This window comes from Oleidesulfovibrio sp. (assembly GCF_047973035.1).
GTDB lineage: Bacteria > Desulfobacterota > Desulfovibrionia > Desulfovibrionales > Desulfovibrionaceae > Oleidesulfovibrio.
Genome location: NZ_JBKEBF010000036.1, coordinates 89,444 through 115,021, shown reverse-complemented (window position 1 = coordinate 115,021; position 25,578 = coordinate 89,444). Strand labels below are relative to the sequence as shown.

The 25,578-nt window shown below is 51.8% G+C and carries 17 protein-coding genes; 11 read left to right on the top strand and 6 right to left on the bottom strand.

Going from position 1 to position 25,578, the window contains the following annotated elements; all coding sequences use genetic code 11:
- A partial coding sequence (locus ACK5LI_RS12255; protein ID WP_416949713.1) for a type I secretion C-terminal target domain-containing protein occupies window positions 1-4,222 on the top strand: 4,222 nt, incomplete at its 5' end.
- A gap of 141 nt (window positions 4,223-4,363) precedes the next feature.
- Entirely contained in the window at window positions 4,364-5,722 is a 1,359-nt protein-coding gene (locus ACK5LI_RS12250) for a TolC family outer membrane protein (protein ID WP_416949711.1), read from the top strand.
- 385 nt (window positions 5,723-6,107) lie between these two features.
- Here ACK5LI_RS12250 and ACK5LI_RS12245 read toward each other — a convergent pair whose 3' ends face one another.
- Complete coding sequence (locus ACK5LI_RS12245; protein ID WP_416949709.1) at window positions 6,108-8,396, bottom strand: LPS-assembly protein LptD; 2,289 nt, start codon at window positions 8,394-8,396, stop codon at window positions 6,108-6,110.
- 369 nt (window positions 8,397-8,765) lie between these two features.
- Here ACK5LI_RS12245 and rpsF point away from each other — a divergent pair, with 369 nt between their 5' ends.
- From rpsF to dnaB, 4 genes are read left to right on the top strand one after another with little or no spacing between them, the layout of a single operon-like run.
- Window positions 8,766-9,071, top strand: coding sequence for a 30S ribosomal protein S6 (gene rpsF, locus ACK5LI_RS12240; protein WP_416949707.1), 306 nt, complete (start codon window positions 8,766-8,768; stop codon window positions 9,069-9,071).
- A gap of 1 nt (window position 9,072) precedes the next feature.
- Complete coding sequence (gene rpsR / locus ACK5LI_RS12235; RefSeq protein WP_416949705.1) at window positions 9,073-9,336, top strand: 30S ribosomal protein S18; 264 nt, start codon at window positions 9,073-9,075, stop codon at window positions 9,334-9,336.
- A gap of 13 nt (window positions 9,337-9,349) precedes the next feature.
- Window positions 9,350-9,856, top strand: a complete 507-nt coding sequence (gene rplI, locus ACK5LI_RS12230; RefSeq protein WP_416949724.1) for a 50S ribosomal protein L9 — start codon at window positions 9,350-9,352, stop codon at window positions 9,854-9,856.
- A complete protein-coding gene (dnaB, locus tag ACK5LI_RS12225) occupies window positions 9,810-11,285 on the top strand; it encodes a replicative DNA helicase (protein ID WP_416949703.1) in 1,476 nt (491 codons plus the stop codon). The genes rplI and dnaB overlap by 47 nt, the downstream gene beginning before the upstream one ends.
- A 143-nt stretch (window positions 11,286-11,428) precedes the next feature.
- Here dnaB and ACK5LI_RS12220 read toward each other — a convergent pair whose 3' ends face one another.
- The 4 genes from ACK5LI_RS12220 to ACK5LI_RS12205 all read right to left on the bottom strand — a co-directional run bounded on the left by ACK5LI_RS12220 (window position 11,429) and on the right by ACK5LI_RS12205 (window position 17,710).
- Window positions 11,429-11,935 carry a hypothetical protein gene (locus ACK5LI_RS12220; protein WP_416949701.1) on the bottom strand — a complete coding sequence of 169 codons (507 nt, stop codon included), beginning with the start codon at window positions 11,933-11,935 and terminating at the stop codon, window positions 11,429-11,431.
- Window positions 11,936-12,084: 149 nt separating this feature from the next.
- On the bottom strand, window positions 12,085-13,974 hold the full coding sequence (locus tag ACK5LI_RS12215) for a SurA N-terminal domain-containing protein (RefSeq protein ID WP_416949699.1): 1,890 nt from the start codon (window positions 13,972-13,974) through the stop codon (window positions 12,085-12,087).
- 36 nt (window positions 13,975-14,010) lie between these two features.
- A complete protein-coding gene (locus tag ACK5LI_RS12210) occupies window positions 14,011-15,942 on the bottom strand; it encodes an aconitate hydratase (RefSeq protein ID WP_416949697.1) in 1,932 nt (643 codons plus the stop codon).
- Between the two features lie 340 nt (window positions 15,943-16,282).
- Entirely contained in the window at window positions 16,283-17,710 is a 1,428-nt protein-coding gene (locus ACK5LI_RS12205; RefSeq protein WP_416949722.1) for a sigma 54-interacting transcriptional regulator, read from the bottom strand.
- Window positions 17,711-17,893: 183 nt separating this feature from the next.
- Here ACK5LI_RS12205 and larB point away from each other — a divergent pair, with 183 nt between their 5' ends.
- The 4 genes from larB (at window position 17,894) to ACK5LI_RS12185 (ending at window position 22,231) form a co-directional block, all read left to right on the top strand.
- Window positions 17,894-18,697 carry a nickel pincer cofactor biosynthesis protein LarB gene (gene larB / locus ACK5LI_RS12200; protein ID WP_416949695.1) on the top strand — a complete coding sequence of 268 codons (804 nt, stop codon included), beginning with the start codon at window positions 17,894-17,896 and terminating at the stop codon, window positions 18,695-18,697.
- Window positions 18,688-19,773, top strand: coding sequence for a glycosyltransferase (locus ACK5LI_RS12195; protein WP_416949693.1), 1,086 nt, complete (start codon window positions 18,688-18,690; stop codon window positions 19,771-19,773). Before larB ends, ACK5LI_RS12195 begins: the two co-directional genes overlap by 10 nt.
- The gene (locus ACK5LI_RS12190; protein ID WP_416949691.1) at window positions 19,773-20,861 is read left to right on the top strand and encodes a glycosyltransferase family 4 protein; all 1,089 of its coding nucleotides are present in this window, start codon (window positions 19,773-19,775) and stop codon (window positions 20,859-20,861) included. Before ACK5LI_RS12195 ends, ACK5LI_RS12190 begins: the two co-directional genes overlap by 1 nt.
- A gap of 233 nt (window positions 20,862-21,094) precedes the next feature.
- Window positions 21,095-22,231 carry a pyridoxal phosphate-dependent aminotransferase gene (locus ACK5LI_RS12185; protein ID WP_416949689.1) on the top strand — a complete coding sequence of 379 codons (1,137 nt, stop codon included), beginning with the start codon at window positions 21,095-21,097 and terminating at the stop codon, window positions 22,229-22,231.
- Window positions 22,232-22,504: 273 nt separating this feature from the next.
- On the opposite strand, the gene ACK5LI_RS12180 is transcribed toward ACK5LI_RS12185, so the two are convergent.
- A complete protein-coding gene (locus ACK5LI_RS12180) occupies window positions 22,505-23,602 on the bottom strand; it encodes an HDOD domain-containing protein (protein ID WP_416949687.1) in 1,098 nt (365 codons plus the stop codon).
- A gap of 335 nt (window positions 23,603-23,937) precedes the next feature.
- Between ACK5LI_RS12180 and ACK5LI_RS12175 the strand changes: the two genes are divergently transcribed.
- Window positions 23,938-25,578: a sigma 54-interacting transcriptional regulator gene (locus ACK5LI_RS12175; protein ID WP_416949685.1), complete on the top strand. Its 1,641-nt coding sequence runs from the start codon at window positions 23,938-23,940 to the stop codon at window positions 25,576-25,578.

Sequence of the window (25,578 nt, the reverse complement as noted above, 5' to 3'; positions counted from 1 at the left end):
AGGCGAAGACACCCTCATCGGCGGCAGTGGCGATGACGCTTTGCTGGGCGGTGCGGACAACGACACCCTGCTCGGCGGTGAAGGCAATGATACGTTGCACGGCGATGAAGGCGACGACAAGCTCTACGGACAGGACGGCAACGACACCCTCTACGCTGGTACCGGTAATGACCTTGTTAACGGTGGTGCTTGGAACGACCAGCTTCACGGCGAAGACGGAAACGATACCCTTATCGGCGGCTCCGGTGACGATAATCTGTACGGCGGCATCGGCGACGATAAACTCTACGGTGGGGACGACAGCGACCTGCTTGAAGGCGGCATCGGCAACGACAGGCTGGATGGCGGCGCAGACAACGATTACCTGAACGGTGATGCAGGCGAAGACACCCTCATCGGCGGCAGTGGCGATGACGCTTTGCTGGGCGGTGCGGACAACGACACCCTGCTCGGCGGTGAAGGCAATGATACGCTGCACGGCGATGAAGGCAACGACAAGCTCTACGGTCAGGACGGTAATGACAACCTCTACGGAGGCTCCGGCAATGACACGTTTATCGGCGGCACCGGCGACGATACTATGCATGGTGGCGAGGGTGACGATACAGCCATTTTTACCGGTAATCTTGACGATTACATCATCACCCGAACTGAAGATGGTGGTTACCGTATAGAAGATACAGTTAACGGAAGAGACGGCACAAACATTGTTTCCGACATAGAAAACCTGCAATTCGCTGACGGTAAGTACACTCCCGAAGAAATAGTTAACCCGCTTACGATTACGTTTAACAACCAGCAGCAGCCTACTCCGGACTGGACGTCTGAAAACGCCAACATGGACGGTTCTTCTAATGGCACTCACAATGTTGGTGCAGAACTGGGCGGTTCCGGAAGCGCAACGGTTGTCACAAACAATGACGACACGGACGTATCTGTTGATTCCGGATGGAACACCATTAAAAGCGTAAAAGCCGAAAGTGATGAATCAGCGAATATCCATCTTTCCGGATTCGTCCGGGCAGATGTATCTCTTGGTGACGGCGGAGATAGCAATGTTACTCTCGACAACATCAAGCGAGGCGAGATTGAAACCGGTGACGGCAATGACACTGTAACCGTCAACGTTGCCTCCAATGATCGCGGCGAAAATGACCGGTGGAACCACCTGAACGTTACTACAAACGAAGGTGACGATACCATCACCGTCCGTAACGGCTCGCAATTCAGCCATACGAACAAATCTACCATTCTTACTGTCGCCAGCGGAATCGGAAACGATACTGTAGACATCGAGATGAATGGAAAATCCGTTGATGTAACAACCGATGCCGGAACGGATAATGTTTCGCTAGCAGGCAGTTATAAAACAGCCAGTCTGGATACAGGTTCCGAGGCAGACTCGGTTACAGTGACCGGTTCAACAAGCGAAAGCCTGACCATTACCACAGGAACCGGTAACGATAGTGTTTCCATTGATGGGGCACATCAGTCCGTCAACATTGATACCGGCTCGGATAATGACACTATCTCCGTTGCGGGCAATAGCGACAGCTTGCTTATTAACTCCGGAGAAGGCGCAGACGACATCACAGTATCCGGAAACCACTCCTCCACTGTGGTCAATGCCGGTGTCGGAAACGACACCGTGACAATCAACGGCAATATCGATGCGGAAGTAAATGCAGGCGCGGGCAACGATACTGTTTCCGGCAGCAGCGGCAACGACACGATCTATGGGGCCGACGGTGCGGATACTCTGCTGGGCGGCAGTGGCAAAGACAGCCTTGCTGGCGGCGCTGACAATGACTCGCTGGATGGCGGAGCCAATGACGACTACCTTGACGGCGGAAGCGGCAACGACACGATCTATGGCGGTGCCGGTAACGACGTCATTGTGGCAGGCAATGGTAACGACCATATCTATGCCGGTGCCGGAAAAACCGACATGGTTATCTTCTCCGGAAATCGCAGTGACTACGAAATCACATGGGATGAGGTAAACCAGGGCTTCATCGTTAACGACCTCAGAGAAGGTGCGGATTCTGACGGTACGGACTTTATAAGCGGTGCCGAAGAGTTGCATTTCAATGATGGAATGCATAGCGCTGAAGATATCTATGATGAAATTACAAACGCCGGTGGCGGCAACGATTTCATCTACCGTCCTCAGTCTCCTGATATTGCAGACATTGTAGACGTCAGCACTAATTACAACAAGATCGATATCGAAACCGCTGACCATGATGATATTGTCAGAATATCGACCGACAGCGATGAAATTGAAATTAATACCGGAGATCACGCTGATACCATAATGGTCAGCGGGCGGAGCGAATCCCTTGATATCGACTCCGGCAAGCACGCTGATAACGTTACGATCAGTGGTAATTTTGGCGAAGCTGAAGTCGAAACTGGCCACGGAAATGACACAGTTAGTGTCAGTGGCACCATATCGGATTTTAAACTTGAGACCGGTGACCAGCACGATATTATCAATCTGGGTAAGTATTCGTCACTAACGACAAAGAACGGATCTATTGATGCGGGAGACGGACACGACACCATCTACATCGGTACGCTGGAGGGCTTTGCCTCCATTGATGGCGGTGAAGGCAAGGACTCATTGTCCTTCAGCGGCAACTTTGAAGACTATACCATCACTCAAGGTACCTACGACGGCGAGGATGGTTTCTACATTAGTGGTACCGGAGCAGATGGCTACGTATTTGTAACCAATATCGAAAACTTTGAGTTTAACGGCCAGAGTTATGGTGCAGCAGACCTGTTGCAGCCGCAGAATACCACTCCTGAAGTCAGCTTTGATACAGACTCCATCACGTTGAATCAGGCAGAACTTTCTGCATTCAGCGTGGTAGCCAGCGCGTATGCAAGCGACGCAGACGGCGATGCGATGCGCCTGAGCATTGACTCTCCCGTAGATGCAGCAGGAAACCCGCTTTTCGGCATATACACCAGCGATGCAGAAGATGGCAGCTACAAGTCCGGAGATATCTACCTGACCGAGGAAGGAGCACGCCACTACCGGACAGACGGTGGTGCAGACTCCCTGTCTGTCACAGTGCATGATAGTCAAGCTGCAGATACGGCTACTCTTGAGCTGAACTTCACGGATTCATCACAGATCGTGCATGCAGCACAGGAAAATGGCCTTACCGGCACTCTGGTTACCGGAAACGATCTGACCATAAACACGAACATCACCAGTGAAACGGGCCTCTACAAATCTTCGCTTGGCGTATACTTTGCCGATGCTGACGGTAATCCTATCTCAGGCATAATCCTGGATGCCAATGCAGCGAGCGGAGATCAGGGAACCATAACTATTCCGGCAGGCGACATACCGGAAGGGGCCGAGACCTTCGGGTACTTTGTCGCGCCTGATGCGCATTCATGGAACTTCACTATTGCTCATACTCCCGGGCAGTTCCCCGGTTTTACAATTGAGCACACCATGAAAGCCGGGCTTGATGTGACTTTCAGCAACAACGGAACCGAACACGCACCCAAGTGGGAAATGACAACGGCTGACGGTCAGGAACTGACTACCGGCTGGGGCGAAAACATCTACTTCAGCGATTCCTCGCTTAACGGCGGCAACAGTCACGCTGTATTAAACGCTGATGGAAGCATAGGTTGGGAAGATTCCCGTTACGGAATTAACCACGGCGGCAGCGGCGACATCACAGCCGTCCATACCACCAATCATGCACAAGCTACCGGCTCGGAGCATGCAGAGTTACTCATCGGCAGCAACCTGCCGGACAATCTGCTGGGCAATGATGGAAACGACCTGCTTTTCGGGCATGACGGCAACGACGTTCTTACCGGCGGTGCTGGTTCAGATATTCTGACTGGCGGTCACGGCGCGGATACTTTTGTCTTTACCGGTGATGATATGAAGGCCGGAACTGACAGCTATGACTATGTGACGGACTACAATCCTGCGGAAGGAGATGTACTGGACATTTCGCAGCTGCTGGACACGCATGGAGCGGCAGGACTTGATTATACGCTTGGTGCAGATCCGGATAACGCTGCTAATTCCGTTCTTTCAGTATCTTCTTCAAACGGTGAAAGCAGCCATCATATTATTCTGGAAGGCGTAAGCCTTGAATCTCTGGGCGGTGCTTTTAACGCAGACAGCCCTGAAGCGGCCTTGCAGGCCATGATCAACCAGAATAAACTCATTGATGCTTAGAAACAGAACCATCAGATAAACTTGGCAAACCAGTTTATTCCTGATAACAAGTATAGGAGGGGTCATCAAAAGAGATGACCCCTCCTATACTTGTTTTGCATATACCACATTCGAACATTAGATTTTTTCAGGGGAACGGCTATGTTTAACGAATCATCTGCTTTCAAAAAGGCTTGCAAAAATGTGGTGCTGTTTTCTGCAGCCGGTGCTATTTTTATGACAACTCCGGCGTTAGCAGGTACCTCAGCCCTGCAGAGCGTGGAAGCAACTCTGAAAAACAATCCAGTAATCAAGTCATTCAGGGAAGGCGTTGCCGCTGCAAAGCACGATGTACGAGATGCAGAGGGTGGTTGGTTTCCCCGCCTCGACTTTGACGCCGGTTATGGCACAGAGCAGGTAAATGATGCTCTTACCCGCACTGATGGTCGCAAGAATGACTGGGAAGAACGTAGCGACATCAGCACGACCCTTTCGCAGTTGCTGTGGGACGGCGGTAAAGTGAACAGCCAGATAGGCATACAGGAAGCCCGCCTTGCCAATGCAGACAGCAGACTGACAGACAATGCCGAAGTGCTTGCTCTCGAAGCTGTACGGGCACACCTTGAACTGTACAGGCAGCGCAGCCTGGTAGGGCTTGCAGAGCAAAACGTCAAAAACCATGAAGATATTCTGGCCTCTCAGGAAGAACGTCAGCGTCTGGGCGCTACAAGTTTGGCGGACGTATCGCAGACAAAAGGCCGTCTGGCCCGTGCTCAAGCTTCGTTAAGTGCAGCAAGGCAGGAATTGCTGGTTGCCGAAGCAAACTACAAGCGCATTGTCGGTATGGACGCTCCGGAAGTTGACTGGGTGGACGCTCCGCAAAATACTCCCGGCACCTTTGATTCCGCCCTGCAACTTGCTCTGGATAACAACCCGAAAATAGCAGCGCAGAAGGCCGAAATTACAGAAAACGAACAGCGCATTGAGCTGGCACAGTCTGAATACTATCCCACGTTTACTGCACAAGCTAGCAATGTGTACAAAGATCAGATTGAAAGCAGCACAACTTGGGAAATTGACAATGCCCTCCAACTGCGTGTTTCATGGAATATCTTCCGCGGCGGATCTGACCTTGCAGCAGAAAAGGCAGAAACTGCCCGTAAGCGTCGCTCAATGATGGACCTGCAGAATATCAACGAAGCATTGATGCAGGAAACTCGTGACACATGGAACTCTCTTGAGACTGCACGTGAACAAAAACGCCTGTTTAATGAGGCTGTGGAATACAATACACAGACCCGTGACATGTACATTGAGCAGTTCGGCGTGGGACAGCGCAGTCTGCTTGACGTTCTCGACGCAGAGAACGAACTTTACAGTTCTTCCATCCAGTTGGTTACTGCTACTGTAAACGAAGTAGTAGCGGAATATCGTCTGGTGGCCCTTGGCGGCAAGCTGATCGACACTATGGGCGTTAACCCCGACGTATACAAAAAAGCTGAGACTGAAGAAGAGTCTTAGAGACTTTCTGAAAGTTCCTATAAAACAGCAAGGGCCTGCACTGCGGGCCCTTTTTTTTACGTATACTCTCCACGGGCAGAACCACTCCCTTACAGAGTCTCCCCTAACCTACGATGTCCAATTCAGCAAAGTCATACAATATTCAAAGGTTACTCACCACGCGGCATCTGCCCGCCCGCTCAGCCTTCTTTCTTAGCTTTATGTATCTGCATATTCTGGCTCAATAAAAAAGCAGGCAGTTAGCAAAAACAAGCCCCAAAACCTGAAACGTGTAATACTGCAGTTCTCCCAGACGTAAATGACCTGTGAAATGCGTAAGCCCATCACATAAAAAAGCCGCTCCCAGAACAACAAGGAGCGGCTATAACCTAAAAGGAATTATCTATTAGAAACTGATACCCGGCAAAGCCAGCCAGAAGGAGAACTCATCTTCAACACCGTCCTTGGAGTATCCGACCATAAAGTCAAAGCACTGATGCGAATAGGTGACATCAATCCCCTTCTCAATGTCTTTGCCTTTATCCAGATCAACCTCGTAGTTCAAAGCTACGCTCCAAGGCCCCCAAAGCTTAAGGTCCAACTGAGAGTCCATTGAGCTCAACTTGTCGTCGGTCTCAGTCTCTTTGCGCTTGTATTCATCCACAGCCTCTCTGAAGTCAAAGGTGGTGTGGAACTTTACCCAGTCACTATAGCTCAAGTTTAACGTATGCTCGTGGCGAGTCATTTTACTCAGGTACGGGGACCAGAAAGTACGGCTGGTAAGCCAGGCATACGAATCAAAATTCATCGTTACTTCAGCTTCTATATCTGAGAAAGGCCGGGTCTCGTATTTATCAAGTTGTTCCGTTCTGTCAGCCTCACGGATATCGTAACTTTGCTGCAATCTGACACGCAGGAAATCGCTATAGTCATAGCGCTGGACAAGCCCTCCGCCTTCTTCCTCAGAGGCAGCACTTACAGAAAGCCGTTTTCTGGTGAACAGGTTTGTAAGCGAATACGTTATTTCGTTACGGGCAAGAATCCGGTCATGAACAGTGTAGTACGGATTATCGTCCTGATCTACATTTGCCGTATTATCATAACTTACACGGGGCTGCAGACTGTGCCGCAACATTGTCCAGCGGGTATCGCCTGCCTGCATCCCCGCAACAGGGTCCTGACCAGCCAGATTGAATGTCCGTGCGACTTCAGTAAATGCACTGATATTCATGCTGGGAATAGTACGAGAAGTTCCCGTGGCACTCAGCACGTTCACGCCATCAGGCTCTTTATGGTCGGTAGAATATTCAGTATGCCGTACACCGAATGTAGAAATGATGGAACCATAACGGCCGGAAAGCGGGATGCTGACCTGAGGCGCAATTTCAAAGCGCGCACCGGTTGTGCCATTATGACGTAAATAATTTACGGCTTGGGCAGTGGCCTGAATTTCAACAGGAATGGGAGAATCTTCGATCAGATTGCTTTTAAACAGGAAAAAGTCGATCTGCGGCAAGGTCTGAACAGTATTGTCAGACTTGGAAGTCAGGTTGCCGTTTCCGACGTTGATATTCTGGGTGTATTTGCCGCTTATTCCGAGGCCGACACGTTCCCACTCACGCGACAGCAGCACTTCACTGGTTCTGTTCTGTGCTTCGCTGCTAAGGCTACGACCGAAAATATCTTCAAAATCACTCTGACTGCGGTCAAAACCGCTCATGCCGGAAGAAAACTCACGCAGGTAGTTCTGGTCAGAAACATAATCAAGAGTTCCTTTCACTTTCCAGCGCGGGTCGGGCAGGTTCGCATCAAACATACCACGTACCCAGAACCTGTCATCATTATTCCGGATGAGTCCGTCATCGCCAAGACCGCCCGGCTCGTCTTCTTCTGTACTGTCTTTCCGGGCATCCTTCAGGTAATCGGCCCTGAACCAGCTTTTCTCGTCCTCCGTAGCATGCTGGCGGAATTCAACGCCGGTCATGACGCCGCGCATTTCCATCCAATACGCATTGAATGTCATATCGGTGGTGTCATCAATAGCCCAGAAAAAAGGCTGATTGTAATACATGCCGCGCTTGGAGCTTTGTCCGACTTCGGGCAACAAAAAGCCCGTCTGGCGCTTTTTCTTGGCGGGTAAAATAGCATAGGGAGCATACAGAACATCTTGATTCTTTACCTGCATGCTGGTGTGCCAAAGCTGGGAGTAGCCTTCCAGTTCTATTGTCGCTTCACGTGCCGAAATCGACCATGCAGGCGAATCTCCGTCGCAGGCGGTAATTTTGGCGTTACGGAAGCGGTACGAGTCACCGAAGTCTTTCTTGACGCGCTCTCCGGTAAAATAAACATGTGGGCCATCCATAAAAACAGAGCCGTTGCGCAACCAACCAACTCTGTTTTTCAGATCAAATTCCGCCTCTGTGGCTTCCACCACGTCACGGCCCATTTTCACGTTTACGTTGCCTTTTAAAAGCACCCATTCCGTTTCGCCGAAATAACGGATAAAATCGGCCTTCAGGTAGTCATCGCCTTCCCGCAGGGCCACATTACCATAAGCCTCAATCATTTTACTGTCGCTGAACGTGACAACTCTGTCAGCACTCAGATTCCAGATTACAGTTTCCTGCTCGTCATCAGTTATCACAATCGAGTTTGCCGCTGCGCTTACCGCAGAGGCCAAAATCAGACATGCCATAAATATGACAGAGCTCAACAGATTATTTCGGCAATATTTTCGCATCAATAGCGCATCCAAGATATATCACATCGCAAAAAAGCGTAGTTTATGTTCCGGTAATTGCAGTAGATATGCCAATGCTGACGTCCCCTTACGCCAGCAAATGCATAACGCATGTATCACAGGTTTGCCCGCAGGAAAAGTGCGCCAACTTCACTCTGCAAGATAAAACTGACCAGACTTCATTCATATGAAACGCCAGCTTAGCATGGCTACCATCATAAGGTAAAAACAAATTGACACAACCTGTCAGTGCAGCTAATAAACCTGTTTCGCCCTTGCTCGTCCTGTGCGACGGGCCTTTTTAAAGACCATAAGGAGATTAACATGAGAAAGTTCGAAACGTTGCTGCTGCTCTCTCCCGAGCTTGGCAGTCAGCCCCGCGAAGAACTGCTTGCAGTTCTCACCGGTGTCATCGAGCGTGAACAGGGCACTGTTCTGGAAGTTGACCACTGGGGCATGCGTGACCTCGCCTACCCTGTGCGCAAGCACATGCGCGGCTACTACGTACGTCTGGAATATGCTGTTGAAGGTGGTTCTGTTGCAGAACTCGAGCGTATCATCCGCATCACCGACGGCATTTACAAGTTTGTTACCGTCAAGCTGGCGGACGAAGTAGAGGAGGCAGCTTAACATGGCTTTCAAAAAACGTTTCACTCCCCGGCGTAAATTCTGCCGCTTCTGCGCAGACAAAGATCTGCCCCTCAACTACAAGCGTCCCGATATCCTTCGTGACTTTGTAACCGAGCGCGGCAAGATCATTGCACGTCGTATCACCGGCACCTGCTCCCATCACCAGCGCCTGCTTACCACCGAAATCAAGCGCGCCCGTCAGATGGCTCTTCTCATTTACACTTCCACTCACGCAAGTGACGTGCTGAAGAAGAGCTCGCTGTAGGAGGCACGCTATGATGAAGGTTATTCTTAGAGCTGACGTTGAAAATCTGGGCAGCCTGGGCGAGATCGTAGAAGTTCGCCCAGGTTACGGCCGCAACTACCTGTTGCCCCAGGGCCTGGCTATGACCGCAACCGCTTCGAACATGAAAGTGTTCGAAATGGAACGCAAGAAACTGCAGGAAAAGATGGACGCAGTGCGTGAAGCCGCGAACACTCTTGCAGCAAAAATCGGCGCCGCTGACATCAGCATTGCTGTTCGCGTTGGTGAAAATGATAAACTGTACGGTTCTGTCACCGCAGCCAACATTGCTGAAGCTCTGGCCGCAGCAGGCGTTGAAATTGATCGTCGTCGCATCCTCTTGGATGCTCCCATCCGTTCTCTTGGCGAGTTCGACATCCGTGTGCGTCTGCACGCCGACGTTGACGCCGAACTCTCCCTCAAGGTAGTGGCCGAAGGCCGCACCGAGGAAGAAGATGCAGAAGAAGCAGCAGAACCCACAGTGGAAGAAGCCGCTGAATAGCACTGGTTTTAAAAGAAACGCCTCCGCCCGTCAGGGCGGGGGCGATTCTTTCGAACAGGTGGATCAGGTTTCTGATGACTTGTTGCGTAAAGTGCCCCCCCATAGTGTTGAGGCTGAACAAGCCGTACTCGGGGGGGTTTTTTTACGTGGACAGGTTTTCCATACAATAGTGGACATAGTTACGGAAGATGACTTTTATCTTCCGGCACACAAGGTCATTTTCGAGTCTTTTTCAGAGCTTTACCGCCGTAACTCTCCGATAGACCTTATTACCGTAGCAGAATATTTAAAAGACAAGAGCTTGCTGGAACAGGCAGGTGGCACAGTCTACCTTGCCGAACTTGCAGAGTCTGTCATCAGCGCTGCCAACGCAGAGCATTATGCTACGCTGGTACGCAACAAGTCTTTACAACGCTCCCTTATAACCGCCTGTAGTGACATCATCGGCAACTGCTTTGATGCATCACAGGATATTGAGCACCTGCTGGACGCTTCTGAATCATCCATTTTTTCCATTTCAGAAAGAACGACAGGAAAGGTGTTTAAAAGCTCCAAAGAGCTTGTGGAACGCGTTTTTAAAGATCTTGAAAAGCGTGTTGAACGAAAAGAGTTGGTTACCGGTGTCACCACCGGCTACTACCGCCTTGATAACATGACGGCAGGTCTGCAACCTTCAGACCTTATCATTATCGCGGCACGTCCCTCCATGGGTAAGACGGCGTTTGTTCTTAATATGGCCATGCGTGCAGCCGTACATGCCGGAACACCTGTCGCTATCTACTCTCTGGAAATGTCCATGGAGTCACTCATGATGCGTATGCTTTGTGCGTGGGGCAAGGTAGACCTTGGCAAGCTGCGTAAGGGTTTTCTTGATGATGAGGACTGGGCAAAGCTATACACAGCTGCGGACGCCCTTTCTCAGGCTCCGATTTATATTGACGACACCCCTTCTATCACCACGCTTGATCTGCGCGCGAGGACACGGCGCCTGCACGCGGATAAAGGGGTAGGCATGGTAGTTGTCGACTACCTGCAACTTATGCGTTCAAGCCGCCGTACGGACTCGCGAGAACTGGAAATTTCCGACATTTCGCGAAACCTTAAAGCGCTGGCGAAAGAACTTCATATTCCTGTTATTGCACTTTCACAGCTAAACCGTAAAGTTGAAGAGCGTACCAACAAACGCCCGATGCTTTCAGACTTGCGTGAATCAGGTGCTATCGAGCAGGACGCCGACATCATTATGTTTGTATACCGAGACGAGGTGTACAACAAACGTGACGACAACCCCAAAAAAGGGGTTGCGGAAATCATTATCGGCAAGCAGCGTAACGGCCCTACAGGTACTGCAGAGCTTGCATATATCGGCTCGTACACTGCGTTCGAAGACCTTGCAGAAATTCCTCCTCCATCTGAGGAATTCCAATAGCAGCGTCGCGCAACTCACAGCCGAAATGCCAACGAAAAAGGCCGCATCCAAAGGATGCGGCCTTTCTTTTTCTGTTGTTGCACGTCGTGCTTAACTGCCCTCTCAGGTTACGTTGTACCACGCAAAAGGGATATATCTATCATCTACAATGAGTCAGGATACGGCACACCAGGCACCTTTCCTGCGCGCACAACCTGATCCCACGTCAGCCTGCGCAACGTCAACGTCTTGCCATCCTCTTCCGATTGCCACATCTGCGGTCTTGTCGGAGCAAACAGATATCCCACAAACTCACGCTGATCATTATCGCCCACAATCCCCACTCCTTCGGCGTATCTACCGATTTGGTAGTAGGTGCGCATCCACATTATGGCATCATTGACCACTTCGGGCTGATCTACCTGACGCCAGCCACCCTCCCGAACGGCAATCTGCCAACTTGAGTCTTTTGGAAGGAATAGAATTGCGGTCTGACGGGCGCGGTCAATGCACAGCCAGACATCGAAGGACTCCAGATCAGCAGCAAGCTGCTCCGGCTTAAACGCTTCAACGCCATAAGCACTGGCAGGTCCGGTTCGAACGCCGGAAGTCACGCAGCCGGTCAAAGCGACCGTCACCAGCGTCAACAGTATTACAAAGGATCTTTTCATGTCAGGTACTCCTTTAGCACATTCATCGCACTGTCCCTGAAACTAAAGCTGTTTCACCCTGTACTGTCAACAAGCATACCAGCATAAATAATAAATAAAAAAAGGCCGTCTGAATCAGACGGCCTTGGAGTATACGTATTTATTCCGTGCTATTTCAAGGCATCAGGATTACGCAGCTCAACCTTGGTTTCGGCATACAGTTTCTGCATGTAAGTCTGCAGCAGTTCCTGACGCTTGTTATTCAGGATATCCTGCATTGCGCGTCCCTTAGTTGCTTCCCACTGCTCCGTAGAAGGAGCAACAACATCGGCACGCTTTACAATAACTGCACCGGTAGGAGTCTGGAACGCCTCAGCAATCCAGGCATCGTCAGCAGCGGAAAAAACAGCCTTGGTTACGTCCAGCGCCTGTCCCACTCCGGGGATAAAACCCTGACGGGTGAAAGGCTCACTTTTTTGTGCCTTCGCAGCAACTGCCTCGGGCAGAGCGCCATCTTTACGCAACGCTTCCACAGCAGAGCGGGCGCCAGCAGCAGCCATTTCAAGAGCCTTTTCCTGCTTCAGACGTGCTACAACGTCAGCTTTAACAGCCTCAAGCTCGCGATAGGTTTCATCCTTGCTGGTAGCAACCTTGGCGATGATGTAGCCGTTTTCCACTTCCAGAGGAGTATCAATGACAGCTCCTGCAGGAGTAGCAAACACGAGATCAAGGGCATTTTCATTCACGCCCACCGCAGCTGCAGCTTGACGACGAGTGAACTCGCCGCTGTCTCGCAGTTCCAGATTCATACGCTTTGCAACTGCGGGCAGGTCTTCGCCAGCCAGAACAGCCTCAAGCACTTCGTCGAGAACAGGAGTCACTTTTTCAATAGCGGCATCTTCTGCAATACGCTTCGCAATTTCATCATGCACTTCTGCCAACGATTTCACACGGGCATCTTCCTTTTCTTCCACTTTAATAATATGAAAGCCGAAGCTGGTGCGCACGGGCTTGCTTACTGTACCGGCCTTGGTGGCAAAGGCAGCTTCTTCAAACGGAGGAACCATCTGACCACGCCCAAACCAGCCGAGGTCACCGCCAAGCGGTGCGCTGGGACCTTCGGAAAGTTCCCGCGCAACTTCGGCAAAGTCCTCGCCTTTCAGCACACGTGCATAAGCGTCATTAATTTTCTTTTCCGCAGCGGCCAGCTCTTCTTCAGAAGCCTTGTCGTTGGCAAGAACAATAATATGACGCGCACGAACACGCTCATCCTGCTTATACGCATCGGCATGTTCAGCATAGTATGCAGCAATTTGCTCTTCGCTCACAGGGGTGTTTTTGGCAAGCGTAGCAGGGGTCAGCAACACGTACTGCAGCGCAACACGGGGAGCAACCTTGTATGCTTCAAGGTTCTTTTCATATGCAGCAGCGATTTCTTCATTGGTCGGCTCAATGCCGCTCACGTAATCAGATGCAGAGAACAGTACATAATCCATGCTCCTGCGCTCAGCCACATAATCAAACATAGCCTTTGCTTCCTGCTCGGTCACATTGGCGGGAAGCATCACGTAGTCACGCATCTTCTGGGCCAGCATTTCGCGGCGCATCTGCTCTTCAAAGGCACCGGGTGTGGTCCCCTGAGCAGCCAGAATCTGCTTGTATCTTTCACCGTCAAACTCGCCCTGCTCGTCAGTAAAAACAGGAATGTCTGCAATACGCAGTTTCAGCTCAGCCGGAGAGATACTGAAGCCCATTTTCTCTGCCTGTTGCACCAGCAGGATTTCGCCCACCATCTGCTGCAGCACCTGCTGCTTCAGGCCGAATTTTTCCAGATCTTCTCTGGTTACATCAGGAAACTGGGTACGTACCAATTCTGCCTGCTGCTCGTACTGACGGGCAAAGGCATTAATAGTGATAGGATCTTTACCCACCATCGCCAACACGTTGGGCGACTGGTTGTCCATGGAGCCTACGCCCCAGAAGACAAACACGATGATAATAAGCCCGAAGGCGATTTTAACGCCCCACGACTGGGCGTTCTGTCTTATTGAGTCCAGCATGAGCACTCCGTTTTTTCAAAGCAGGATGGGCTGCCGTTAGTCGGCGGCCGTTTTCGAGAGACGAACATAATTCAGAAGTCCGCCTGCCCGAATAATGTCCAATTCCTTCGCAGTCAAATCATTCTTAACGGTAACCTTGCGGTCGCCGTTGATAACCAGAGTCGCAGCCCCGCCTGCAGTAACCTGCGCTATATCCAGCGACAGCATGCTGCCTTGCGTAAGGGCTTCATAATCATTCTTGTTTTCAAGGATGAGCGGCAGAATGCCGAAGTTTACAAGATTTGCACGGTGAATGCGCGCAAGCGACTTTACCACCACAGCACGGACGCCAAGATGGCGCGGAGCAAGCGCCGCATGTTCACGGCTGGAGCCCTGCCCGTAGTTTTCTCCGGCAACTATAATACCACTGTCCACGGCATCAGCGCGCACTACAAATTCTTCATCCACACGACCGAATACGTGACGCGCAATGGCAGGCACATTAGACCGCAACGCTGTGATTTCCGCACCGGCAGGCATGATGTGGTCGGTAGTGATGTCGTCGCCGAGCTGGATAAGAACGGGAGCTTCCAGCTTCTCCGGCAGCGGCTCGAACTTTTCCAGCGCAACAATGTTGGGACCATATGCCACTTCTACATTGTCACCACTTTCAGGCGGATACACAAACAAATCGCGGATCGAAGGAACTTCTGAGGGCAGCTCTGCCACTTCAGGAGCCTCTCCCCATGTGGCAGGATCGGTAAACTTGCCGCGCAGCGCTGCCATGGCGGCAGTAAGCGGGCTTACGAGATAGACCTGCCCGTCTTTGGTTCCGCTGCGGCCTTCAAAGTTTCTGTTAAACGTACGGGCCGAAACACCACCGGATACCGGAGAACCACCCATGCCGATACAAGGACCGCAAGAGCATTCAAGCAGACGCGCACCGGAGTCCAGAAGGGGCTCCACCAGTCCTTCACGTGCCAGCATTTTCAACACTTGTTTAGAACCGGGGGACACCAAAGTATCAGTATCGGCAGAAACTTTTTTTCCAGCCAGAATCTGTACTGCACCTTTCAGGTCGGCATAGGACGAGTTGGTACAGGAACCGATGGCAGCCTGATCAACCTTAAGGCCGTCCAGCTGCGCCACAGGCACTACCCTGTCGGGCATATGCGGCTGTGCGGCAAGCGGCTCAAGGGCAGAAAGATCAATGACAATCTCCTCGTCATATTCTGCGCCTTCATCGGCAGCCAGTTCTTTCCACACATCTTCGCGGCCCATGGCAGCCAGAAAAGCACGGGTGCGTTCATCGCTGGGGAAAATTGACGTGGTAGCGCCAAGCTCCGCACCCATATTGGTGATAGTCGCACGTTCGGGCACGCTCAGAGCGGCCACACCCGGACCGGCATATTCAAACACTTTGCCTACGCCGCCTTTTACAGTCAGCTTGCCAAGCAGGTGCAGAATAACGTCTTTGGCAGTCGCCCAGCCTTTCAGCTTACCTTCCAGACGAACTTTAACCACCTTGGGCATGGTGATAAAGTACGGTTCGCCGGCCATGGAGAGCGCGACGGAAAGACCACCGGCCCCCATTGCCAGAGAGCCGATACCGCCCGCTGTGGGAGTATGGCTGTCAGAGCCGACCAGCGTAGCGCCGGGTACAGCAAAGTTTTCCAGATGCAGCTGATGACAGATACCCGTACCTGCAGGGGAAAATACCATTCCGTATTTTTGCGCCACAGTACGCAGAAAACGGTGGTCATCAGGGTTACGGAAGCCCATCTGCAACGTGTTGTGATCGACGTAACTTACCGAAAGATCGGTCCGCACGCGGTCAACTCCGATGGCCTCGAACTGCAGACAGGCCATTGTACCGGTGGCATCCTGAGTCAGAGTCTGGTCGATACGCAGCCCGATCTCACTGCCCTGAGTCATTTCGCCGCTCACAAGGTGAGCAGCAATGATCTTTTGCGTCAAATTCATAGTCATAGCTAAGTCCCTCGCATTCACGGATAAAAAAAGTTGCTGCGCAAAGCGCACCAGCACACGGGGAAGCTGCACCACCTGCATTTTATAACATGCGGCAGTGCCTGTTTCATCCGCCCTTGGCAATCACGCAAGGGATGTGGTTCTGAAGCGGCTTCCTTTTACGCGGAGGCTGCTTCTCTCTGCTCACTTGCGGCACTATGCCGCTACCGTGGCATTGACGGCACACGGTTGTACGTACGATACACACGCAAACCGCCAGAACGGCGGCTTGCAACCCGAAGCAACACGGGTGTAGGCAGACGCATAAAGGCGCACTGCCTGAAATTTCAAAAAACACAGACTAAGGAATTTCCAGCCCTGCGCTACGGTACTCGTTCAGCTTGTTCCTTAGGGTCCGCACAGAGATGCCCAGCAGGTCCGCTGCCATGGTTCTGTTACCGGATGTCTGTTCAAGCCCTTTCAGAATCATGATGCGTTCCATTTCGTGCAAGGGAATAACACCCCCGCTGAACGGATTTTCACCACCATCTTCACCGGAACTGAAGGCTGATCCATCTTCCGCATCGTCCGCTTCGCCTTCTGCAAAAACAGGCCAGCTGTCCGGATCAAGTAGAAAATGTGCAACGGTAATCGGCCCTTTACCGGCAAGCAAGGTGGCGCGTTCCATCAAGTTCTGCAATTCTCGTACGTTGCCGGGCCATTCATAGCCGGAAAGCCATTCCACAGCTTCTGCGGCAAAGTCTAACTGCTTAAGCCCGTAGTCGCGCACATACATATCTACAAAAAAGTTAGCCAGCCGCAGGATATCGTCACCCCGCTCCCGCAGTGAGGGCAGGCGTAAAGGAATCACGTTAAGCCGGAAATACAAATCCTGACGGAACTTGCCTTCTTTAACCCAGTCTTCAAGAGAGCGGTTGGTGGTTGCAAGTACCCGTACGTCAACCTTAATGGTTTCCGTCCCGCCTACTCTGTCCACTTCACTTTCCTGCAAAACTCGCAGCAGCTTGGCTTGCAAGCCAAGATCCATCTCGGAAATTTCATCCAGCAGAATGGTACCGCCATCAGCCAGTTCAAATTTACCCAGCTTGCGAGCAATGGCACCGGTGAACGAGCCTTTTTCATGGCCAAAAAGTTCGCTTTCCAGCAGGTGTTCCGGTAACGCCGCGCAGTTCACGGCAACAAAAGGCTTATCTGCTCTGTCGCTGTTGCGATGCAGGAAGCGGGCGAACATTTCCTTACCGGTACCGGATTCGCCTGAAATAAGCACAGTCGCGCGCGAAGGCGCAACCTGCTTTGCCAGCGCAAGCACCCGGGATATTGCCGGATGCGAGCCGATAATCCGGGAGCCCTCTCCCTGAGGCTCAGGTGTCCGTCCCCCCAACGTAGAGCTGACTGGCGCGACAACGGCAGCACGTGGTGCAGAAGGCACAGCGGCCTTTACTTTTTCAAACACCAGCGGCTCAAGCCAGTAATCCTGTGCTCCAAGGCCAAGGTAACGCTCTGCCTCATCGGCAGAACCCTTATCCGTAAAAACAATGACAGGAGGAAAAGAAGAATCGTCCGCACTGACCGACAGAAGGTCTTCGACCTTGTAGCCGGGAAGCTGAGGGCGTGAAAAAATAACAGCCGGACCGGACTTGCGGATAAACGCCGAAGCACCTTTAAGGTTTTCGGCAATGCCCACTTCATAACCGGCTTCTTTCAGCTGGGGAAAAATACGCGTGACGGACTGAGCCGGTGCTAGAAACAGAATACGCCTTGATGACATGCTTATATCAATACCCATAACAACAACTGGTTGCAATGCCCCAATGCACTACAATGCCACAAATCAACGGGATACGCAAAAAACTGTTTTACCATGAATTCAATAGCTTTTCACATGGTGCTTTGTACGGTACCGTAACCAGCGGTGGCAGCAGAAAAAAACACTGCCCCGGCAAGGAGTGCCATGACAAAATGCAGCGTAAAGACTCTCGCAACCCTGCTGCAGTCGGTTGCCTCGGGAAACGTTACACCGCAACAAGCCATGGAACAACTATCCATCGGCCCGTTCAGTGAAATTCTTGATGGCATAAGCCCCGACCATCACCGTCTGCTACGTACCGGCATGGGTGAAACAGTCTTCGCGCAAGGCAAAGACGACGACCGGCTAGCAGAAGCAACAAACTCAATTTATAGACAAAACGGCGCAGTGCTAGTTACACGTTGCACACCGGAGCAAGGTCGTTTACTTTCCCGCTGCCATCCTGCGGGAGAATTCTGGCCGCAGGCGGGTCTTTTTTCACTGGGCAGACCATTAAACCTTACACCGCCGTGGCCCCTTAACGGCGAAGCACTTGTTGTAACTGCCGGCACAGCCGACATGCGCACCGCGCTGGAGGCACTGGGGACGTTACGTTTTTCCGGCATCAACGCCGGACTCATATGCGATGTGGGGGTTGCCGGTCTACACAGACTGAAGCCCCACCTGCCTGCACTGGCTGACACGCGGGTTGTCATTGCCTGCGCCGGAATGGAAGGAGCGTTGCCCAGCGTTCTGGCAGGCTTCATCAGCGCACCTCTGGTAGCGGTTCCGACCTCTGTAGGATATGGGACCGGTACAGGAGGCATTGCCGCATTACTGGCCATGCTTAACAGCTGCGCAGCAGGTGTTACCGTAACGAACATCGACAACGGCTATGGCGCAGCCACGTTTGCCATAAAAATGCTGAAACAGCATCAGCACCGGATACAATCAGATACATGCGATTAGCTTTTTTTAACAGCTCCAAAGGCTGGGGCGGCGTAAAAACCTGGACAGTGGAATTTGCCGCAGCGTTGCAGCAACGCGGCCACGAAGTTCACATATTCGGTCGTCCCGGACCTTTTGTTGAACGCGCCACAGCCATGGGTCTTCCTGCACACGCAGTTTCCTTCGGGCCGGATTTCAACCCCGTTGCCATCAGCCGCTTTATTTCATTTTTCAAAAAAAATCGTACTGACGCCGTGCTGGTCAATGTAGGGCGGGATGTGCGTACAGCCGGAATTGCTGCAGCTATATACGGCATCCCTGTTGCGCACCGCATCGGTCTGCCTCGCGATATGCGCAACCACTGGAAGGTGCGCACTGTACACAAGCTGATCAAGCCGCATTACCTGTGCCCGTGCGAATATATCCGCAGCGGCATGCTGCAGATGCTGCCGTTTATCGACAAAAAGGATTCAACGGTCATCCTTTCTGCAAAAAAACCGGCACAAAATGCTCCGGTGCTGAAGCATCATGACGAAAAGCACCCGCTGACATTTGTGACCACCAGCCAGCTTAATGCAGACAAAGGTCATATAGATGTACTTCAGATACTGGCGCGGCTTAAGGCCAAAGGCCACAACTTTCACTGGCATGTTGCGGGCAAAGGCACACAACAGGAAGACCTGAAAGCACAGTGTGCCGCATTGGGGCTGCAAGATAACATCACATGGCACGGCTTTACCCAGAACGTTACTGCCGTTCTTGCACTGGGCGACGTATTCATTCTCCCCTCTCTTAGCGAAGGACTGCCCAACACACTACTGGAGGCCATGGCGCAAGGCCTTATCCCCGTGGCGCGCGACATAGGCGGCATAAACGAGGTCTGGCCACAGGAGGCTGCAGGCATGTTGTTGCCTCATGCAAATTTCCAGACCCGCCTTGAACAGACTCTTGAAATGTTGCTTCAGACAGACCCGACTCAGTTGCATGTTCTTTCTAAAGCAGCGTGGGAAAAATGCCGTACCAGCTTTTCCATGCAAACGCAGGCTCCGAAGCTGGAAGCTTTCTTTAACAACCTGATATCTGGAACATCTGCATAATGCGTATCATTCTGGCAACTTCTTCTACAAATAAAAGCGGCGGTTCCCGTCAGGCATTATACCTTGCTCAAGGACTTAAGGCCCGCGGGCATGACGTTACTTTTTTTACGGAAACCAAAGCCGCTCTGCGTGAGCTTGATCCGGATATGAACTGGGGAGACTTGCCCAAAGATAAAAAGAAGTGGCGCAAAGCCGTTGAAGAGGCGCTTCCCCCCGTCGGAACGGATGGCCAGCCTGCCATCTTCCATGCATTTCATAACAAAGCAGTAAAAAAGGCAGCATGGTGGGGGGTTCTCTGGCGCAGACGTAACGTTGTATGCATCGGTCACAGAGGCGTTGTTTACCGTCCCGGCAATCCCCTGCCCTATCTTTCGCCCGGAATTTCGGCATTTATTGTCAACTCCAAGGCATGCGCCGATGTTCTGCGCTGGTATTGCCTTGGCAGCTCACGTATCAAGGTTGTTTACAACGGCATCCCGCATGACCGCAGCACTCCGCAACAATCTGCGGAACAGGCTGCAGAAACTATGGGGCTGTCTATTGCAGCAACCGATATAGTCTACGGCACTGTGGCAGGTGACAATCCCATTAAAGGAACAGAAATTTTACTGCGCGGCTTTGCTCAGGCACAACTAACCGATGCAAAGTGCATTGTCATTGGAGTGACTCCGAAAAAATGGCAACCGCTATGTGACGAGCTTGGCATCAGCAATGCTGTCAAACTGGTGGGAAAGACAGAATGTGTCGCAGACTATTTACAGCTTATGGATGTCTTTGTCCTGCCTTCACTAACCGAATCAATGCCTAATACCTTGATGGAAGCTATACGCATGGGGCTACCTGCCATAGCCACACGTGTGGGAGGTGTACCTGAACTTGTACAAGGTAACGGCATTCTCATTCCCGCTTCAGACTCCGATGCCATGTCCTGCGCACTGCGCGGCATACACAACACCCCGAAACAACGCGAAACATGGGCTGCAGCCAGCCGTGCTCTAGCACCGCAATATGATATGGAACGCAGAGTTGAGATTATTGAAAACATTTACCGGCAGCAGCTTAAAAGGCGCGGATTGCCGGATAATTAACAGTAGCCAGTTCATGTGCAACAGAAGCCTGCGGAGATTTGATGCTGACCTAAGGCAAGCCTATGTATGCAAAACGACCCCTGTGGCAAAAGCACATAGTTTTTTGCAGTAAAAACTCCCGCTCCGTTCAGCTTCCGGCAGCCTTCAGAATCAGGTAACCAAGGCTGAAACGTATCGCTGAGCAGGCAGAACAAGAGAGCCTGAGAACGCCCACCACAGCCGGAACAGCACTGATGATAACCAACAAAACGCAGACAAACAGCCACGGGACGCACGGGGGGGAGGTCATCCGCCTCGCTCAACTACTGGGAGTTGCTCCCGAGTCTATTCTGGACTTCAGCAGCAATGCCAACTCGCTTTGCGACGACCTGACGCGTTCTGTTCTGGATTCTCTGCCGTTAACGTATCAACGCTACCCCGATAGCGACTGTACAGCGCTCCGTCAGCGGATTGCCCGACACGAACATGCCGACGCGGAACAGATTCTGGCAGGCAACGGTTCGTCCGAGCTTATCTACCTTGCGCTTCAGACATTACGCCCTGCACGGGTGCTGATGGTCGCACCGATTTTTTCAGAATATGCCCGAGCCTGTGACGCATTCGGGATTGGCTATAAGCTGTTCTCACCCACGCCGGAAAGCGGTTTTGATGTAACAGAGGCAGATATGCTGGCGATCCGGCAGATGGTGGCAACGTACCAGCCGGACATGGCTATTCTTTGCACTCCGAACAACCCTGCCTGCACAGCTTATTCTGATATTGCACGGCTGATAGGCGAACTCCGCAGTCCTTACATTCTTATCGACAACAGCTATCTTGATTTTCTGTGGGGGACCAACGCCTATGTTCAGCATGAGATGCAGGCTTACCAAAGTTATGCAGCGCCGGAAAGCCGGATCATTTCCTTACGCAGCATGACCAAGTTTTTTTATTGCACCGGCATCAGGCTGGGCTACTGCCATTCTGACGCAGAAACAATCAGCCGCATGGAGCCCAGCAAAACGCCATGGTCGGTATGGGAAATTGCGCAACAGGCAGGCATGGCATTTATTGACCGCATCGACGAATACCGCAGTCGGCTGCCGGAAATGAGAAAAGAAAAACGAGAATTTGCAAAAGCCCTGCAACAAAGTGGCGCATTTGCCGACGGCAACATTTTTGAAGGGGCGAACTTTGTCACAGCCGGACTAAACGCGCATTTATCAGGTAAAGTTGTCTATCAGAAGCTGCTTAAGCAAGGTATGCTCGTGCGATTGTGCGATAACATACCCGGTATGCCCGCAAACTTCATACGCATGCAGGCACGCGAAAAAGCCGCGTGGCTTCCCTTAACAGAAGCGCTCAGTATCATAGTAAAACACACGGCATAGTGTTTCAGGCATTCCTGCCAGCCTTCAATTTACATTGTTTCTTTTCCGGCGGACTATCTGTACATTTAAAAAAAGCCCGCTTCCATAAAAGCAGGTCCGAAAAATTGAAAGTTTGCCGTGAAAAAATTTGCGGCAAGGCATAAAAAAAGCGTTACTCGTAACGCAGCCCGGGCAAAACGCTCCCCTTACATGGCTGATAAAATTCCTGAGCCCTTTTACGCCGTTAGACATCTGCGTTTCTGCCAGTATACAACATACCGGAATAAATCGGCACTATGCAGCTTCTGCGCGTAACAACTCAAGAGTCATTTCAAGCTCAGTAGCAACGGCATGTACCACCATTCCAACATGTTCCGGAGCCATACCCAGCCGCTCCCAGCTTTGCGGGTCAAGTCGCGGTACAAACTGGTCACAAGTGATGCTTGCGCCCATGGCATGCACTACCAGATCGGCAAAGTGCACAATATCTACGTCATCCATATGAAGAGCGTTCGCAGAATCTGCTACGGCCTTTTCCGGTTCATGGTGCCACGCGATGGCACTGGCAATTGCGGGCGGCAGATTCCACTTTGCAGCCAATCTATACCCCAGCACACCGTGATCAAACCCAAGCACACGTTGTTCGCACTCATGCAACATATCTCCACTGTGTGCCGACTCGCGCAGAGCGCCGCAAGCCAAGTCAGGCCTTTCACAGCATAGCGCAAGCCACCCGATATCATGAAGCAGACCGGCAACGAAAAGCCGTTCAGGCGTTTCACGGCCGATACAAATTCCAATTGTTCGCGCAGCCAGACCGCAAGCAACTGAATGCCTCCAGAATTCATCAACATCAATGGCTTGCGGGGGACGCTCATGAAAAAGCCCTAGCAACAGTGTTCCTGTGGCCAAGGCTGAAAGGCGTTTGGCACCAAGTATGGCAACTGCCCGGGAAACGGTTTCTACATGAACTTTCAGCCCGAAAAAGGCACTATTTACCAGTCTGAGCAAAGAAACGGTCAGCTTCGGGTCCATACTGATGGTCCATGCGACATCATCTACTGAAGTATCCGGATCTTCCAACTGCTGCTGAAGCTTATGAAAAACGATAGGCAAGGCGGGTAAGCGGGCATTTTCTAAAATGGAAGCAAGCAGGTCTTCGCAATCATCCTGTTCCGGGGGCAAAGGTACCCTGCTGCAAAGCCTGGGAATACCGTATGCAGCATCAGCAGCAGGTACACGCCAGTCTGCCCGTACAACAGAGGCATCGGACGCAATAAGCGCACTAACAGACCGGTGAAGCGCAGCAATAGCCGGATGCCCTGCATCTGCCGCCTTAAACCTGTGTCGCAACCAGTCACGTTGTACATCGTCCAACTGCAAACAATCCATACCCTCCCCCCGGGTGTCATAATTAGAGTGACACCCTACAGCTTAGGCAATAAAAAGCCAAGACCCCGATGGGGGGAACCATCGGGGTCTTGCCAAAATGAAGCGACTGAATCGAAGCCCGTGAAGCGAGGGACCACACGGACTCTAACACCGAGAAAAGCGGATAGCCGTTCTCTGTTTGCACTATATAAAGCACAAGCCGTGCCAACCCGATCAGAAGATAATAACCGATACAATACAGAATGTTACAACTCACAAGCACACCTCGGAGCCTAACGATATTTCGTTGACAACGATATTTCGTAACGATAAATAGTCGAAAGCGAGGTTTTCCTATGTCTGAAAGCATGCCCACGCGCATACATGATCTTGATATTTCACCGTTTCTGGACCTTATGCTGGCTATGGCCAGAGAACGTTCTGTCGAGGCTCTTTTAGACCTGACAGAGCGGGCTTACAGAGGTACCCATGTTATCAGCGGTGCTTTGTGGTTTTTAGAGAATCCTCCGGCAACGTCTGATAAAACGCAAAAATCCAGCCGTGCCCTGCGGCTGATGGCATACTCCGGCTGGACCAAGCAAAATCCGCGTGAATGGCGCCACAGCGAAGGCACGTATACTCTGGTGCCTTTCAGCGAGCCGGTTATCGGGCATTGCGCTCAGACAGGGCATCCTTCCCACGCAGAAAACAGCTCACAGTGGCAACGCCCCCAATGGGCGATTGACGAAGGTATTCATGCATACGCAACGTATCCGCTGATCTTTAAAAGCGAATTGCTTGGTGTCATGGCGGTATTCTACGATCGTCCCATGCTGGAAAAGCTGGCAGACGTCATGCGTATGCACAGAAAAATGCACACCATATTTGCAGACTCCCTTGCAGCCGCACTGGCAAACGCGCGTGCATTTGAAGAAATTCAGAGTCTGCGCCGTGAACTGGAAATGGAAAATGAGTACCTTCGCAGGGCTGTGAGCACTGCCAACAATCTGGGCGAAGACATTGTAGGCGAAAGCCCGACGCTGAAAAAAGTGCTGGAACAGATTGAAGTTGTTGCCCCCACAGATGCTACCGTATTGCTTCTGGGAGAGTCGGGCACGGGTAAGGAACTGTTAGCCCAAGCCATCCACTCTAACAGTCAGAGGCAGGATAAGCCGCTGGTGCGCGTTAACTGTTCTGCAATCCCGCGTGAGCTCTTTGAAAGTGAATTCTTCGGCCATGTCAAAGGTTCATTTACAGGCGCGGTGCGTGATCGTACGGGGCGCTTTCAACTTGCTGACGGGGGAACCTTGTTTCTTGATGAGGTAGGAGAAATTCCGCTGGAGCTTCAGGGAAAACTGCTCAGAGTGCTGCAGGAAGGAACCTTTGAACGAATCGGCGATGAGAAAAGTCGCTCGGTCAATGTGCGCATTGTGGCTGCAACAAACAAAGACCTGCTTGAAGAGGTACGCAAGGGTACGTTCCGTCAGGATCTGTACTTCAGACTCAGCGTATTTCCCATTAACACCCCGCCACTTCGCGACCGTCCGGAAGATATTCCCATTCTTGCCCGGCACTTTATTGCGAAAGCCAGCAGACGGCTTGGCATTCCCGAACCGCGCCTTCCCTACCGCAATATCCGCAAGCTTGCGGCATACAGCTGGCCCGGCAACGTCCGGGAATTGCAAAACGTCATGGAACGTGCCGTAATCATGGCAGACGGCGGAGTAATATCAGGCGAGACACTGCCTGAGCCGCCTCCCCCCGAAGAAATGCAGCAGCTAGCCGCCTCGTCACAGACGGGAGCTTACGGTATTACACGGCTGTCGCAAGAAGTTATCCGCGAAGACCAATGGGAAAGCCTGCAGAAAAAAAATATTGAACGGGCGCTGGCTGCCTGTAACGGGCGGATTCACGGGCCGGAAGGAGCTGCCGAACTATTGGGATTGCGACCGACCACGTTGCAATCACGAATAAAAAAATACGGCATTACAAAGTGA